A 16202-nucleotide genomic window follows, 5' to 3' on the forward strand; every position below is an offset into this window, starting at 1 on the left:
GTACCGGCGCGTTATCGGCCAATGGCGGCCAGTAAACTGCGCAGGCGAATATTAACAGCGCCGAGGTTGGTAATTTCGTCAATTTTAAGCTGGGTGTAAATCTTGCCGCCTCGGTGCAGTATTTCCTTTACTTCGTCAGTGGTCACGGCATCCACGCCACAGCCAAAGCTGACAAGCTGTACGAGGTTCATATCAGGCTGGGTAGCCACATAGCTGGCAGCGGCATAGAGCCGGCTGTGGTAGGTCCACTGGTTCAGCACGTTTACTTCTACCTTACCGGCCCGGTCATAAACTGCATCTTCTGAAATCAGCGCAGCGCCATGGCTGCAAATCAACTGGTCGATGCCATGCCCGGTTTCTTCATCCAGATGGTATGGGCGCCCAGCGACCACCAGAATGGGCATATTGCGGCGACGCGCTTCGTCGATCATTTCAGTGCCTTTGGCTCGAATACGTGCAAGATAGGCGTCATATTCGGCGTAGGCAGCCTTTGCGGCGGTTTTTACCTCGGCAAGCGAGATGCCGGTGAAATACTTTGTCAGCACATTGGTCATCTTGTGGGGGAACACCTTAGGGTAGTGGATGCCGATGTAATCACCAATAAAAGTTTTGCTGGCAATGCAGCGACAGTTGGCGGCAATTACTTCTGGGTAATAGGCCACTACGGGGCAATTATAATGGTTGTCACCCAGATCTTCGTCAATATTGTAAGACATACACGGATAGAAAATGACCGGTACATCATCGCGCGCGGCAAGGGCCGCAATATGGCCGTGCATCAATTTGGCCGGAAAGCAGACCGTGTCAGAGGGAATCGTACCCTGCCCGGAAAGATAAAGTGCCCGATTAGAGGCGGGACTGGTGACGACCTCAAAACCGAGACGCGTGAAAAACGTGTGCCAGAAGGGGAGGAGTTCGTACATATTCAGCCCCATCGGCAGCCCGATTTTACCGCGTGGGCCAGATACCGGCTGGTAAGCGGCAAGCAGGCTGCGTTTATAGGCAAACATATTCAGCGGTTCTTGGGACACCCCTGTTTTCAGTGGCTTTTCACAGCGGTTGCCCGAAATAAAGCGACGACCGCCGGTGAACTCGTTGAGGGTAAGCTGGCAGTGGTTGCCGCAGCCGTTACAGGTAAAGCTTTTTGCTTGATGTGTAAACGCGGCAAGGTCCGCCGCACTCAGCAGGCTGCTACGGGTGCTTTTGCCTTGCTGGGCGGCGCGCGCGCCGCCGTAAAGTGCGGCACCATAAGCACCCATCAGTCCGGCAATAGCTGGGCGAATTACCTCTACCCCCATTTCCTGCTCAAAGGCACGCAGCACTGCTTCATTATAAAAAGTGCCGCCCTGCACTACGATATTGCGGCCCAAATCTTCTGGGCTGGTGGTACGTATTACTTTATAAAGTGCGTTTTTGACAACGCTCAGCGAAAGGCCCGCAGAAATATCTTCGATAGAAGCACCGTCTTTTTGGGCTTGTTTTACGCTGCTGTTCATAAACACGGTACAGCGGCTGCCGAGGTCTACGGGGCGCTTTGCAAACAGGCCCAGTTTTGCAAATTCCGGTACCGAAACGCCGAGCGCTTCCGCGAAGGTTTGCAGAAAGCTGCCGCAGCCCGACGAGCAAGCTTCGTTTAAGTAAATATCGCTGATGGCGCCATGGTCTACTTTAAAGCACTTCATATCCTGCCCGCCGATGTCGATAACAAAATCAACCTCGGGCAGAAAATGCTTTGCCGCAGTAAAATGTGCCACGGTTTCTACTACGCCATAATCCAGCGAAAAGGCGTTTTTGATAATCTCTTCGCCGTAGCCGGTTGCTGTTGCACTGCGCACAACTAAATCTGGGCGCTGGCGGTAAAGGTCTTCCAGTACCGCTTTCACCAGTGGTACCGGGTTGCCGGAGTTGGGCTGGTAGCTCTGATAAACCAACCGCCCCGCTTCATCCAGTGCCGCAAGTTTTACCGTTGTGCTGCCGGCATCGATGCCGATATCCAATGCACCGCGCGCATCCGCAAGGGTGCCGGTGGGCACAGTTGCCTTGGCGTGTCGTGCGCGAAAATTTTCATATTCCGCATCGTTTGCAAACAGCGGCGGGTTGCAGACAAAATCTGCTGCGGCGCTGTAATGCTCCAGCTTTTCTGCCACATCGTCCAAATCAAAAGCCTTGTCTGAATAGAGTGCAGCACCAAGCGCCACGTAGTAAAGCGAGTTTTGTGGCAGCGTGCCGGTAAGTCCCAATGCTTCGTCAAAGCTGTTTTTCAGTGCCGAGAGAAAAGTGATGGGCCCGCCCAAGTACATAACATTACCCTCGATAGGGCGCCCCTGTGCCAGCCCGGCAATGGTTTGGTTAACTACAGCCGCGTAGATAGAAGCGGCAATGTCCTCTTTTTTTGCGCCTTGGTTGAGCAGCGGCTGAACGTCGGTTTTGGCAAATACGCCGCAGCGCGAGGCAATGGTGTAGCGTTTTTCGCTATGTAATGCCGCTTCGTTCATCTCGTCAGCCGAAAGCTTGAGCAGCGTTGCCATCTGGTCAATAAAAGCGCCGGTGCCCCCGGCACAGCTGCCGTTCATGCGAACGTCCATACCGCCGGTAAGAAATAGAATTTTGGCGTCTTCGCCACCCAGTTCTATAATCACGTCGGTGTCAGGCGAAAAGCGAGAGGCTGCTACCCGGGTGGCAAAAACCTCCTGCACAAAAGGCAGTTCGCAGGCATTTGCAAACCCCATACCCGCCGAGCCGGAAATGCCCAGCACAGCGTGGCTGTCACCAAGTGTTTCATGCAGCTTGCGCACTAATGCAGCTGATTTTTCTACAATATGAGAATAATGTCTTTCATAAGATTGATATACAATACAGTCATTGTTATCAAGCACCACACACTTAATTGTGGTGGAACCGATGTCAAGCCCGATTTTCAAAATGGAACCTCCAGACGGCCGCAGGCCATAAAAAAACCATTCTAAGATGTTTAAATGATTCTACTCCACAAAAAAGCAAAAGACAACAGATAAATTGTCGAAATTGTCGGATTCTTAGCGCGCCTATATAGCAGTTTGTCCGAAAATAGAGACATTGTCCGCAAAAGAAAAACGAAGATACGCAGTAAAAAGTCAGCCGCTTGACCAACTAGAGAAATAAACCATTGTTTCTAAAGTATGCAACAGCTTCTCGTTTCAGAGCTGCTTTGTCCATCGCATTGTACAGGAAAAGGATAAGATAAAAGGGCTTTTTTGGCTTGATGGTTTGCGCACCGAACGAGGGAAACAACAAAAACGGCAGACGAGAGAGAACTCGTAACGACAAATTTCCAGCCTGAACCGACACACAATGCTTTGGGGCCGCATAGCATATGGCAAAAGGAGGGAAGCATTTTATGTTTCGTGAATTCGATAGAGATTTTACACCTGTAGAACCCCATCGCTATCCGGTGGAGCCGCAGGAGACAGAGGCAATTCCCGCAGAAGCATTATTGGAAGATCCGGTAGTAGAGGTAATGGCTACCGCCACACCGCCCTATCCCGGCACCCCGCTGAGTGTAGGCAGCACCGGCAATGACGTTGCGCTGATGCAGTACGACCTTAACGCCATTGGGGCGCAGCTTTACCCCACCCTCAACAAGCTTACGGTAGACGGCATCTTTGGCTCTAAAACCGAAACCACCGTAAAGCAGTATGAGGCAATTAAAGACTTGACTGTGGATGGCATCATTGGCCCACAAACCTGGGATGCAATCGTAACCGATTACGCCAACCTGCCCGCACCCGCAACTGACGTTTATCCTGGCCCGCCCCCGCTTCAGCAGGGCAGTGTCGGCCCGTCTGTTGTAAACATGCAGACAAAGTTGAATGTGATTGCCACTCTGTACAATGCGATTAACACCCTGAAAGTGGACGGCGAGTTCGGCAGCAATACCGCCGCAGCAACCCGTCGTTTCCAAAAACAGTTTGGTCTTAGCCCCGATGAGATTATCGGCAAAACCACCTGGGACCGTATCGTGACCGTGAAAAACGGCATGGATGCAAGCAACAATACCAAAGTTGTGACCACATATCCCGGCAGCCCGATTGGAATCGGTGCGTCGGGCGACAGTGTGCGTTTTATCCAAAGCTACATGAGCCGCATTGGCGTAAAAACCGGCAGCTGGGCTGCTGTTACCGTGGATGGCCAGTTTGGCAGCAAAACGCAGCAGATGGTGTACCACTTCCAGGGCAAGTACGGCCTCGAACCGGACGGTGTTGTAGGCAGTGCTACCTGGGCTAAAATGATTACGGAGTTTAACGCTACGCTGTAACCTTTCGCTTACCCCATCAAAAAAGGACCGCTTTCGGGCGGTCTTTTTTTGTGCGTATCTGCCTTATGTTTGCCTGTTTTGGCAGAATGAAAAAAGAGGGTTGACGCGTCAAAAAGCACGTGGTACACTATCATTTAGACAAATATCGAAATGAGTACTGCAAAAGGAGCGTATTTTTATGAAAAGACGAGCAGTGATTTTTACCGGGTTTGCTTTATTACTGGCGTGGATACCGTGTATTTGGCTGATGGCCTCCGGTGCTGTAAACACCCCCACAACGGTTGCTTTGGTTTTCAGCGGCTGCATGTTTGCCCCTGCGCTTGCTTCGCTACTTACCCGCGCCATTACCCGAGAAGGCTTTGGTGAGATGCGGCTGCATTTTCACTTTCGCGGCAACCTGCGGTACTACCTTGCAGCATGGTTCGGTCCCTCTCTTTTCATAGCAGTAGGCGCAGCAGTATATTTTCTTGTTTTTCCCGCGCAGCTAGACCCCAGCGCCGCCTCTTTTGCAGCGCAGTTAGGTGTGCCGGCAGACCAGCTGCGCAGCCTGCTACTCAGCCAAATTGCACTGGGCGTACTTGCTGGACCACTGATTAATGTGGTGCCGGCATTGGGCGAAGAACTTGGCTGGCGGGGTTACCTGCTGCCGCGTTTGCTGAAAATTACAACTCCTGCAAAAGCTGTTTTGCTCTCCGGCGTCATCTGGGGCGTGTGGCATACACCGATGATTGCCATGGGGCATAACTACGGCACGGGTTATCTTTTGTGGCCTTGGGCAGGTATTGCTGCGATGACCGTGTTTTGCATTGCGGTCGGTATTTTTCTGGCGTGGATTGCCGAGAAGACCGACAGTGCGTGGCCCTGTGCGATGGCACATGCCGGACTGAATGCCGTTGCAGGCACCGCCGCTTATTTTACTGTGGCAGGCGGCGGCAATCCGTTTGTTGGGCCGCTGCCTACGGGCATTATCGGCGGCATTGGCTTTTTAGTCTGCGCAGCAGTACTGTTTGCGCTGTTGCCTAAATGGTTGCCTGCACATGACAGCACTGTAGAGGATTAACCTGATACATCAAATAGCAACCCGGCGTGGCATTGGCTGCGCCGGGTTGCTTTATTTATATACGCAGCGAACTGCCAAATAAACTTTTTGCAGTGGTAAACAATGGCAATAATATCAAGACCTACTTAACGCAGTGCAGTAAATCAGGCTGACGTCTTTGCACTTGCCCCAGCTATTGTGCAAGGCTGCATTTTTGTGCAGCACCCGTTAAAAGCGTTAGAAAAGGAGCGTTTTGGAACGAGCAAAAAGGCGTAAAGCAGAGCGAAAAGTCCATTGTGGGCTTTTTTTCTCGTCTCAAGAAGCGTATAATATAATTTTATAAAATGTAATATAAAGAAAGAAGAGACCAACCATGACCAGAATTGATATCTTTTCGGGCTTTTTGGGGGCAGGCAAAACGACCCTCATTAAAAAGCTGATTGCAGAAGCATTTACCGGCGAAAAGCTGGTGTTGATAGAAAACGAATTCGGTGAAATTGGCATTGACGGCGGCTTTATGAAAGACGCGGGTATTGAAGTGACCGAGATGAACTCGGGGTGCATCTGCTGCAGCCTCGTAGGCGATTTCAGCACCGCGCTCGAAAAAGTGATTCACGAATACCAGCCGGACCGTATTCTCATTGAGCCGTCTGGTGTGGGCAAACTGTCGGACGTTATCCGTGCAGTGGAACAGGTCGCCGAAAAAAACGAAGTGATGCTTGGCAGTTTTGTTGCCGTAGCTGACGCCGGCAAAGCAAAACTGTACGAAAAAAACTTTGGTGAGTTTTACAACGACCAGATTGAGCACGCTTCGGCGATTATTTTAAGCCGCACCCAAACTGTGCCGCAGGACAAGCTTGAAACTGCCCTGCACATTTTGCGCAGCCATAACCCTCACGCTACCATCATCACCACCCCGTGGGAGCAGCTGCCCGCAGAAAAAATTACAGAGGTAATGAACCAGCCAGCCGCCATTGAGCGCGAGCTGCATGAGCTGCTGCACGAGGCAGAGCACTGCCATAACCACGAGCAGGAGCACCATCACGGACACGGCCATCACGACCATGACGAAAATTGCAGCTGCGGCTGCCATGACGAGCACAAAGAGCACGACCATCGCCATGGCGAATGCTGTTGCGACGACCATGACCACGAGCATGACTACGAAGAAGAGCATCACCATGGTCACGAGCATGACCATGCGCACGAACACCACCACGAGCATGGAGAAGAGTGCAGTTGTGGCTGCCATGGGCATCACCATGCAGATGATGTGTTTGCAAGCTGGGGTGTAGAAACCATTCGTAAATATACTGCCGAGCAGCTGAAAGCCGCCCTAAAGGCATTGGATGAGGGCAGTTATGGTACTGTATTGCGTGCCAAAGGCATCGTAGCAGGACAGGACGGCAATTGGCTTTACTTTGACCATGTGCCGGGTGAAGCTGACGTGCGCACCGGCAGTGCAGATGTCATCGGCCGACTTTGCGTCATCGGTGCAGAGCTTGATGAAGCCGCACTCAAAACGCTTTTTGAAGTTTAGCACATTGCTCCTTGCAACCTGTGCAGGCACGAAAGGAAAACTGTGATGAAAACGATTCCCGTTTATCTGTTTACTGGCTTTTTAGAGAGCGGTAAAACAACCTTTATTCAAGAAACTCTGGAAGACCCACGCTTTTCTGCGGATGAAAAAACACTGCTGCTGCTTTGCGAAGAGGGCGAGGTCGAATTCGACCTTTCTAAGGTGCCGGGCGGCACTGTAACGGTCGAAACCATCGAAAGCAAAGACGAGCTGACCCAGGAATACCTGCGCAACCTTGCAGCCAAAAGCCATGCAGACCGGGTACTGGTAGAGTATAACGGCATGTGGATGCTGAGCGACCTGCTGAGCAATATGCCGAAAAACTGGCAGCTTTACCAAAACATCATGCTGGCAGATGCGACAACCTTTCCTCAGTACAGCTTAAATATGCGCAGCCTGGTAATCGACAAGGCAGGCCCTGCGGAGATGATTATCTTTAACCGCTGTGCCGACGATGTAGATCGGATGGAGCTGCACCGACTGGTGCGCGAAGCTTCTCGCCGCGCTGAAATCAGCTACGAAGCGCCCGATGGCACTGTAGATTACGATGAGCTGGAGGACCCGCTGCCGTTTGACAAAGAGGCGGAGCTTATTAAGATTGCAGATGACGATTTTGGGCTTTGGTACACGGACATCACCGATAACCCACAGGACTACACCGGCAAACGAGTGCAGTTTAAAGCACAGGCCTGCCAAACCCCGCGGGTACCGAAAGGATGTTTTGCACCCGGCCGCTTTTTGATGACCTGCTGTGTGGAAGATATCACATTTGTCGGGCTCGTGTGCAAATCAGAAACCGCAGCAAGCTGGCATAACCGCGAATGGATTACTGTAACCGCGCGAGTGAAACAGGAATACCAAGCGATTTATAACGGAAAAGGCCCAGTGCTGGTGGCAGAATCCATCACCCCGGCAGAAAAAGCGAAAAACGAGGTAGTCACCCCGTACTAAAAATAAGGCTGTCCTCCACGCATCTGCCAGAGGACAGCTTTTTCTTCGCTTTCCGGGGTATAATCAGCTTGCATCAAAGGTAAAATAACCGCAAAAGGACGGGAGAACACAATGGAGATAGAACGTAAATTTTTAATTAGCGGCTGGCCGGAACACTTGCCGATGATACGCGAGGAAGTTTTGATGCAGGGCTATCTTTCCACCAAACCGGTGGTGCGCATTCGCAGCCACAAAGGTGCCAATGGTACAAGATACATTCTCTGCTTTAAGGGCAAGGGAACCCTTGCACGCGAAGAGATTGAGCTTGAAATTGAACAGGATATTTTTCGCAAACTGGCACAGTTGTTGCCCGCGCCGCTGCTTTGCAAAGAGCAGCGGGTTTACCGCCTGCCCACCGGAGAAGAACTGGAATGCAACTTGGTAGAGCCCGGCAGCAAAACCGCGTTTTTTTATGCCGAAGTAGAGTTTGACTCGGTAGCTGAAGCGGAAATGTTTACCCCACCGGCATTTTTAGGGCAGGAGAAAACCGAAGCCGAAGATTTTTCGATGGGCGCATACTGGCGTAGCTATGTGGACAGAATGAAGAAAAAATAACTTTAGTAAGCCAAAAGTTTGATTTTTTGTTCGCCCATATGATACAATTTCACCAAGGGCATTACAGCCCGAAAAAACAAAGGCCTGAAAAACAGACAGGCGTGCGGTGGCAGGGTTTTCGCCCGTTGCCGCAAGAAAGGAAAGGTACCCCCATGAAAAAGATTTCTCTCATTCTCTGTGTCGTACTGAGCTTTGCACTGCTGACAGGATGCGGAAAAACCGCAAACAGCGAAAAAATGTTAGACGGCAGCCTGGAAGAGATCATGAACAAGGTATATGAGGGCATCCCGGAAGACAGCCTGCCGATGGTCGGCAACCAGCCAATTACTGAAGAGATGAGCGAGTACAACGTCGGTGTTACTGCAGACCGCTATAAAGAGGCACAGAGCGGCGACGCAATGATCGGCTCTATCCCGCACTCAGTAGTATTGGTACGCGCAAAAAGCATGGACGATGTGGCGGAACTGAAAGCCGACATCGAGAAAAATGCTAACCCGCGCAAATGGGTGTGCGTAGAAGCGGAGAAGGTTATTGTAGACAGCATTGGCGATGTGATTATTCTTATCATGTCTGATGCAGCTACTGCAGATGCCATCGACGCGAACTTCAAAGCACTCGCAAAATAATGACAAAACGAACCAAAACTGTGATCGCCGCGCTTTGCGCGGCGATTGCTGCTACCGGCGTTATTGTAGCGTTGTTGCCGTGGGCGGCAGAAAACTATCGCAAATCTAAAAAACTGCCAGATGAACACGGCCTCTATCGCATCGGCAGCCATATTTTTGAGCCGCTGGGCAGCTATAATGAAACAGGCGTTGCCTACTTTGGCAAAAAGCTCAACCGGGTACGGCAAGAGCTGCTGACCGAAGACAATAAGGTGTACTATGCCCTTGTGCCGGACAAAGCCTATTTTGTGCAGGATTCCGGCTACCCGGTGTATGATTACGAAACGATGCAACGCACCGTCAAAACAGCATTGGCAGACTGGCAACGGATTGATTTGACCTCGGCCCTGGCCCTGGACAGCTACTATGCCACCGACCCGCACTGGCGGCAGGAAAAGCTGTTTGGCGCGGTAAAAGAGCTGGGCTATGCGATGGATTTTAATATCGATACGACCCAGTTCAGCCCTGTTATCACCGATGGCTTTATTGGTGGCTATGCCCGGCGTGCCGAAACCGCTGAGCAGGAAGCGCTAATCTATCTGACGAGTGAGGAAACCGAGGCAGCATCGGTGGAAAACATCGAAACACAAAATAAGCAGCCGGTTTACAATACCGCCGCACTAAAAAGCAAAAATGCCTATGATGTCTATCTCGGCGGTGCCGCTGCGGTGCAGGTAATGGAAAACCCGCACGCGGAGACAGACCGCGAGCTGGTGCTTTTTCGAGATTCGTTCGGCAGCAGTCTCGCACCGCTTTTGCTGCCCGCATATAGTAAAATCACTCTGGTCGACCTGCGCTATATTGCCACCGACCTTGTGAAGGAGTATGTGGAGTTTACCAACCAGGATGTGCTGTTTGTATACAGCTATTGGGTGGTGAATAACGCGGCAATGCTGCGCTAGGCGAATATTTCAAAAATAAAAAACCGCCATGGCAGGTACCCGTAAAAGTACCCGCTGTGGCGGCTTTTGTTTGTATGAGCCGACTATAAAAGAGTTGATTGAGAGCGTTTTGCGCCAGCGCTGTATGAAGTTAAACTTTTTCGTTTAGCCCTGTAAGGTCGCGAATGACCTCGCCTGCCAGCAACAGCCCGGCAGTGCCTGGCACAAAGCTCATGCTGCCGGGGGTTTGGCGGCGGCCGGGCGCATTTTCGCAAGGGGCGGGGGTAAGCGGCTGTTCGGGCGACCACACCACCTTAAGGTGACGAATACCGCGCAGCTTCAGCTCTCGGCGCATTACGCGCGCCAAGGGGCAAACGGTGGTTTTGGTGATGTCCGAAACGGTAAAAAGGGAAGGGTCAAGCTTATTGCCTGCGCCCATTGCTGAAATTAGCGGCACACCTGCGGCAGCGGCACGCTCTGCCAGCAGCAGTTTAGAGGATACGGTGTCGATTGCATCAATCACATAGTCATAGCCGGAAAGCGGAAACTCGTCCGCATTCGATGCTTCGTAAAAAACGGCATGAGGATAAATTGTGACATCGGGATTGATGTCGCGGCAGCGTGCTGCCATTACCTCGGTTTTTTCTTGCCCGATGGTGCTTTGCAGTGCAATAATTTGCCGATTAAGGTTAGAGCGGGAAACCGTGTCCCGATCGAACAGGCTAAGGGTGCCGACACCGGCGCGGCAGAGCGCCTCTACTGCAAATCCGCCAACACCACCCACGCCAAACACTGCTACATGTGCACCGGCAAGGCGGTCGATTCTCTCTTCGCCAATCAGCAATGCACTGCGGCTGAATTCTTCTTTCATTATAACGACCATCCCTTTCTTGGAAACTGCGACGGTTTTGAATGATTCTGGCATTAGATTGCCCGAATACAAAAAGCACAAAACCGAAGCCGGATAAAATTTGTTGAAAAAGTGCCGCGGCTCACAGGGCGGCATCCTCATAAAACGGCAGCCGCTATCCGGTACCGTTTTGGGAATGTTATTATTATAGTTTGCAGGGCGGCCCTCGTCAAACGTTGCTTTTTGCGGTATAATAACCAAAAGCCATATAACGCCGCCCTTCGCGGCTTTGCATGATAAGCTTGTTGCACAAAGCAAGCTTTGCTGAATCAAAGAAACCAAGCGGCCCGGTAGTGCTGTGCACGAAAACCCGGGCATCGGCTGCACCATTGCAGCACCCAAACGCTTGTTAAGGAGCTGAATTTAAATGAGTGAACATCTGACTACCGCGTTTACCCACGGCGGCAAATTCCATGCCGATGATGTGTTTTCTACGGCATTACTGCGCATTGTTTCGCCCGAAATTAAAGTTACGCGCGGGTTCGAGGTGCCGCAGGGGTTCGACGGCATTGTATACGACATTGGCGGCGGTGAATTTGACCACCACGGCCCCGAGGTGAAAGCCCGTGAAAGCGGCGTGCCATATGCGGCGTTTGGCCTGCTTTGGCGCCGTTTCGGCCCCGAGCTGGTAGGCCAGCAAGAGGCCGACTATTTCGACGAGCAGTTTATTTCACCGCTCGATTTGGATGACAATACCGGCTGCGGCTCGTCACTGGCTGCGGCCATTGGCAGCTTTAACCCCGGCTGGGACAGTACCGCTGACGAGAACGAGCAATTTGAAAAAGCGGTTGGCTTTGCCAAGCAGATTTTAGAGAATAAAATTGCTCTCATTCACGGCGATGCCCGCGCCAAGGCGCTGGTGGAAGCGGCGCTTGCCAAAATGCAGGGCGGCATTGCTGTTTTGCCACAGTTTGCACCCTGGAAGCGGGCCGCCAAGCAGGAGCCGCGGGTGCAGTTTGTCGTGTATCCCTCGCAGCGCGGCGGGTTTGCCGCACAGGCAGTTACTGACCCGCAAAGTGAAGACCATGCACTGAAATGCCCGTTCCCCGCCGCGTGGGCCGGGCTGCGCGATGACGCTATCGCGAAAGTGTCGGGCATTGCCACGCTGCGGTTTTGCCATAACAGTCGCTTTATGGTTACGGCAGGCACCCAAGAGGATGTGATTGCTGCCTGCAAGGCTGCACAGCGCGAGCAGATTGCGCAGTTTATGCCGCAAAAAAGCTGGCCTGTCAAAGCAGTGGTTACAGACTGCGACGGCACCATCGTCAGCGAGCTGGAGCATGAGCCCAGCAAAGCGGTGCTATACCAGCTGCGCCGCGCAAAAGAGCAGGGGGTAAAAGTAATTGTGGCTTCCGGCCGCATTTTACCCGTAATTCCCAAATCGTTGCGGGGCATTGTTGATTATTACGTGTGCGGCAACGGCGCGCTGGCGGCAGATGCAGCGGGCAAAACGCTGCGCAAGGATGTTTGGAGCCAAGAAGAAACAGCCGATTTCTGGGCCTTTTGCGAGGCGCAGGGCGCAGGGCTTAGCTTGTTTTTTGAAGACGGTTATAGCATCTGCTCGCGCTGGGATGATTTTTTGAAGTTCTATCAATTGACGGTGGGCGATATTCGCGCGCAGATGCACGAAGACACCGGCTGCCGCCGCTATCTGACCGAAGCACCCTATGGTGCGTTTTATATCGGCAGCGACGAGGCACTTGCAAAATATCTTGCAGCGCATCCGGATATGCAGGCAGCCCCGTTTATGGCTGGCTATTATGACGTTTACAAAAAGACAACCAATAAAGCCAAAATGATTGAATATGTGCTGGATTTTGCCGGGGTGGACTGGCAGGACACTGTGGCCTTTGGCGATGGCGGCAACGATGTAGAAATGCTGCGCGCCGCCGGGCGCGGTTACGCCATGGAGAACGCGCGCGAGGTGGCAAAAAAAGCGGCTGATGCGATTGCTCCGCCGGTATCCGAAAATGGTGTGGCACAAGTTTTGCGCAAGCTGATACCTGACGCGCCGAAACCAGTAAAATAATGCACTGGTACAACACACAGATACCCAAAAAGGAGCAAACGATGAACCGAACTGCTATACCAAGCATTTCTATTGCTGAGATAGACCGGGATAAATGCTATTTTAACCCCGGTTGTGCGATGAGCCTTGAATATCCACAAACCGAGCATAAGGCCCTTGCACTTATCCACGCATATTTCGGGCCAGCGGTAATGCACAACATTTGCTGCCATCATAACCCAGGCCTGCCGCAGGGGTCTGTTATCATCAACACCTGCGGCGGGTGTGACCGCAGATTTCGCTCTCTTTATCCGGGTGTTCGCACCATTTCGCTGTGGGAACTGCTGGACAGCATCGAAGGCTTGCCCTTGCCGCGCTATCCCGGTTTAACAGTGTCGGTGCATGATTCCTGCCCCTTTCGGCAAAAGCCGCAGGTGCATGCAGCGGTGAGAAGCCTGCTGCATAAAATGGAGATTCAGGTGATTGAAAGCGAATTTGCGGGCACCAAGTCTATTTGCTGTGGAGATGACTTTTACGGAAAAGTTCCGCTGCCGGAAGTGACATTGTATCAAAAAAAGCGTGCGGCTCAAATGCCGGCGCAGCAGGTCGTCGTATACTGTGTGTCCTGCATCAAATCCATGGCGATTGGCGGTAAAACCCCGCGGCATATTCTGGACTTGGTGCTCGGCCAAAGCACAGACCCGAAAGGACTCGACATCACGGACTACCATGACGAGCTGCAGCGCTACATAGACCAGCATTAGAAAGACTGTTTGCTGTTATAAAACTTTGCATTTGTGCGCTAACTGCAAAGCAGATAAACCGGCTTAAAACAAGCTAAAAGGCTTCGACACCGATACAAATGGTGCCGAAGCCTTTTGCTTTTACAGCGCGGTTTAGGATACTGCCGCTACGTATTGCGATAAAAACAATCTATTACTCTTTGGTGCGCAGTTTATCAAACATGCCCGCACGCTGCAGCGCAGGGCGCAGTGCCATGTAAATAAGAACTGAAGCAATGGTAGAGGTAACTGCGTTGATGGAAGTTGCGGCAACGTTCCAGGCCAGGGTCAGCTCAGCGGCCGGTTTGCCGAGGATCAGCAGCTTGTAGAAGTAGCCGATGAGTGGGTCGAAGATAACATTAAAGAGCAAACCGCCGATGGCAGCAGCCAAAGACCATTTAAAGATTTTTTTGGTGTCGGTAAGGGAATCGATTTTGCCAAGGCGGTGTGCGATGAAGCCGGTAATCAGACCGATGCACAGTTTAAGTACAAAGGTTTTGGGTGCATAAACAATATAAATCGGGTCAAATAAATCGCCAATCGTCATGCCAATGGCACCGCCGAGGCCGCCCGCCCAGCCGCCCATAATTAAAGCGCCCAGCACGCAAACCGCGTTGCCGAGATGGATGGAAGTAGCATCGCCGCCGGGAAGTGCAATTTTAAACTGCAAAAATGTAAACACAACATAAGAAAGCGCCGCCAGCATGGCAATCGCAGTCATACGCTGAATGGTGAATTGATTCTGTTTCATACTGATTTTCTCCTCGCTTTTGCGGCCGCGCGCTGCCGCTTGACATTTTAGGTCACTTGGACTATCCTCATTGTACGGGATATCTGGCACCGTTGAAACTGCCAATTTATATTTTTTTTATAGTGCCAGATTCTGTAGAGCTTTTATCTAGTATCCCACAAAACGACCAAAACCAGCAGGAAAGGGAGTAGAAAAATGGATTACCTGGCTCTGAGCTTAGACCCGGAACAAGACCAGCCGCTTTACCAGCAGCTTTACCGTTACCTTGCAGAAGAGATTGCGGCAGGGCGGCTACCGGCAGGCGAAAAACTGCCCGCACGCAGGGTGGCGGCACAGGCACTGGGGGTTTCTCGCAATACGGTAGAAACTGCCTACGCCATGCTTGAGGACGAAGGCTACATTGAAACCAGAGAACGCAGCGGGCAGTATGTTGCGGATGTTTCACCGCTGGTCCCCAGCCGTGAAATTGCTGTGGTGCCAGATGTGCCCCCCGTGCCAGAAGCGGAATATACTTTTTCCACCCGCAGCATGGACGCAACGCTGTTTCCGGCGCGCACCTGGGCGCGTATCGAAAAAGAGGTGCTTTATACCGAACCGGAGCTGCTTAACCACGGGCAGCCGCAGGGAGATTTGGCACTGCGCAGTGCAATTGCGCAATATCTGGCCGGTTCACGGGCGGTACGATGCAGCCCAGAACAAATTGTTGTGGGTGCTGGCATCGAATATTTGCTGGGACTGCTGGCGCGGCTGCTGGGTGGGCGCCTGGTTGCAACAGAGGACCCCGGCTATGAAAAAACCGCGATTATTCTGCACAATAACGGCACACCTACGGTGCCGGTGCAGGTGGATGGCGGCGGCATGAGCATTAGTGCACTGCGCGAAAGCGGGGCGCAGGTAGCCTATGTTACGCCCTCACACCAGTTCCCCACAGGGGTGAGTATGCCGGTAGGCCGCCGTACCGAACTGCTTGGCTGGGCAGGCGAAAACCCCGAGCGACTGATTATAGAAGACGACTACGACTCGGAGTTCCGGTTTGACGGACGGCCAATTCCGTCGCTGCAAGGGCTCGGCGGCAACCGGGTGGTTTATATCAGTACTTTTACCAAAAGCATTGCGCCCAGTATTCGTATTGCTTACATGGTGCTGCCGCCGCAGGTGCTTGCCGATTACCGTAGGCTGTTTGGCAGCTATTCTTCCACCGTATCTCGTTTTGAGCAACATACCTTGGCGCACTTTTTGGCGCGCGGACATTTTGCGCGCTACCTTAACCGCGCGCGCAGCGTCTATCGCCGCCGCCGCGATTTGCTCGAAAATGCACTGATTGCTGTATTTGGAGAAGAGCGGCTGGAGTTTGGCGGTACCCACACCGGCCTTTATTTTACGGTGCAGTTTCGGCTTGGTAAAACCGAGCAGCAGCTGATAGATGCTGCCGCAAAAGCAGGAGTGCAGGTCAGCGGACTGTCACCTTATTACCACTGTTCGCAGTACGCGCCAGGGGCTACTTTGGTGCTTGGCTACGCTTCGATGGACGAAGAAAAGCTAGAGCAGGCAGTGGCAAGGTTAGGGCGGGCATTTTTAAGCTGAGCAGCAGGCTGTAAAACAGCGCAGAAGCCTTTTTTCTGCTTTTTAAATGTGCTACAATAGTCGCAATACCATCACGCAACGCAGGATGCCGCTTAAGCTATAAGGTTTTGCCGATGCCTTTTAGGTGCGTGATGCAGATTCGTTAAAAACAAAAAGCAAAGGGC

Annotated in this window: 13 protein-coding genes; 10 read left to right on the top strand and 3 right to left on the bottom strand. The window is 52.2% G+C overall.

Annotation, left to right across the window (positions count from 1 at the left end; all coding sequences use genetic code 11):
- Positions 1-11: 11 nt before the first annotated feature.
- Positions 12-2921 carry an acyl-CoA dehydratase activase gene (locus C1A11_RS12800; protein WP_102050833.1) on the bottom strand — a complete coding sequence of 970 codons (2910 nt, stop codon included), beginning with the start codon at positions 2919-2921 and terminating at the stop codon, positions 12-14.
- Positions 2922-3376: 455 nt separating this feature from the next.
- On the opposite strand from C1A11_RS12800, the gene C1A11_RS12805 reads away from it, so the two are divergent.
- From C1A11_RS12805 to C1A11_RS12835, 7 genes are all read left to right on the top strand, one after another.
- Positions 3377-4294 carry a peptidoglycan-binding domain-containing protein gene (locus C1A11_RS12805; RefSeq protein ID WP_180950359.1) on the top strand — a complete coding sequence of 306 codons (918 nt, stop codon included), beginning with the start codon at positions 3377-3379 and terminating at the stop codon, positions 4292-4294.
- 178 nt (positions 4295-4472) lie between these two features.
- Positions 4473-5354 (top strand): CPBP family intramembrane glutamic endopeptidase, encoded by an 882-nt coding sequence (locus C1A11_RS12810; RefSeq protein WP_102050835.1) that lies wholly within the window; start codon positions 4473-4475, stop codon positions 5352-5354.
- A gap of 352 nt (positions 5355-5706) precedes the next feature.
- Positions 5707-6873 carry a CobW family GTP-binding protein gene (locus C1A11_RS12815; RefSeq protein WP_102050836.1) on the top strand — a complete coding sequence of 389 codons (1167 nt, stop codon included), beginning with the start codon at positions 5707-5709 and terminating at the stop codon, positions 6871-6873.
- A 45-nt stretch (positions 6874-6918) separates the two neighbouring features.
- Complete coding sequence (locus tag C1A11_RS12820; protein WP_242965943.1) at positions 6919-7863, top strand: TIGR03943 family putative permease subunit; 945 nt, start codon at positions 6919-6921, stop codon at positions 7861-7863.
- A gap of 111 nt (positions 7864-7974) precedes the next feature.
- Positions 7975-8457 carry a CYTH domain-containing protein gene (locus C1A11_RS12825; RefSeq protein ID WP_102050838.1) on the top strand — a complete coding sequence of 161 codons (483 nt, stop codon included), beginning with the start codon at positions 7975-7977 and terminating at the stop codon, positions 8455-8457.
- Between the two features lie 152 nt (positions 8458-8609).
- Positions 8610-9083, top strand: coding sequence for a hypothetical protein (locus C1A11_RS12830; protein WP_102050839.1), 474 nt, complete (start codon positions 8610-8612; stop codon positions 9081-9083).
- Entirely contained in the window at positions 9083-10024 is a 942-nt protein-coding gene (locus C1A11_RS12835; protein WP_102050840.1) for a DHHW family protein, read from the top strand. Before C1A11_RS12830 ends, C1A11_RS12835 begins: the two co-directional genes overlap by 1 nt.
- A gap of 130 nt (positions 10025-10154) precedes the next feature.
- Here the strand turns inward: C1A11_RS12835 and C1A11_RS12840 are convergent, their stop codons facing one another.
- Positions 10155-10874, bottom strand: coding sequence for a tRNA threonylcarbamoyladenosine dehydratase (locus C1A11_RS12840; protein WP_102051097.1), 720 nt, complete (start codon positions 10872-10874; stop codon positions 10155-10157).
- A 406-nt stretch (positions 10875-11280) separates the two neighbouring features.
- On the opposite strand from C1A11_RS12840, the gene C1A11_RS13880 reads away from it, so the two are divergent.
- Both C1A11_RS13880 and C1A11_RS12850 read left to right on the top strand, forming a co-directional pair.
- Positions 11281-12942, top strand: coding sequence for an MYG1 family protein (locus C1A11_RS13880; RefSeq protein WP_180950360.1), 1662 nt, complete (start codon positions 11281-11283; stop codon positions 12940-12942).
- 41 nt (positions 12943-12983) lie between these two features.
- Positions 12984-13685, top strand: a complete 702-nt coding sequence (locus C1A11_RS12850; protein WP_102050841.1) for a heterodisulfide reductase-related iron-sulfur binding cluster — start codon at positions 12984-12986, stop codon at positions 13683-13685.
- Between the two features lie 172 nt (positions 13686-13857).
- Here the strand turns inward: C1A11_RS12850 and C1A11_RS12855 are convergent, their stop codons facing one another.
- Positions 13858-14454 (bottom strand): ECF transporter S component, encoded by a 597-nt coding sequence (locus C1A11_RS12855; RefSeq protein WP_102050842.1) that lies wholly within the window; start codon positions 14452-14454, stop codon positions 13858-13860.
- Between the two features lie 195 nt (positions 14455-14649).
- Between C1A11_RS12855 and pdxR the strand changes: the two genes are divergently transcribed.
- The gene (pdxR, locus tag C1A11_RS12860; protein WP_102050843.1) at positions 14650-16038 is read left to right on the top strand and encodes a MocR-like pyridoxine biosynthesis transcription factor PdxR; all 1389 of its coding nucleotides are present in this window, start codon (positions 14650-14652) and stop codon (positions 16036-16038) included.
- Positions 16039-16202 lie beyond the last annotated feature (164 nt).

Source organism: Pygmaiobacter massiliensis, assembly GCF_900199435.1.
Taxonomy (GTDB): Bacteria; Bacillota; Clostridia; order Oscillospirales; family Ruminococcaceae; genus Pygmaiobacter; species Pygmaiobacter massiliensis.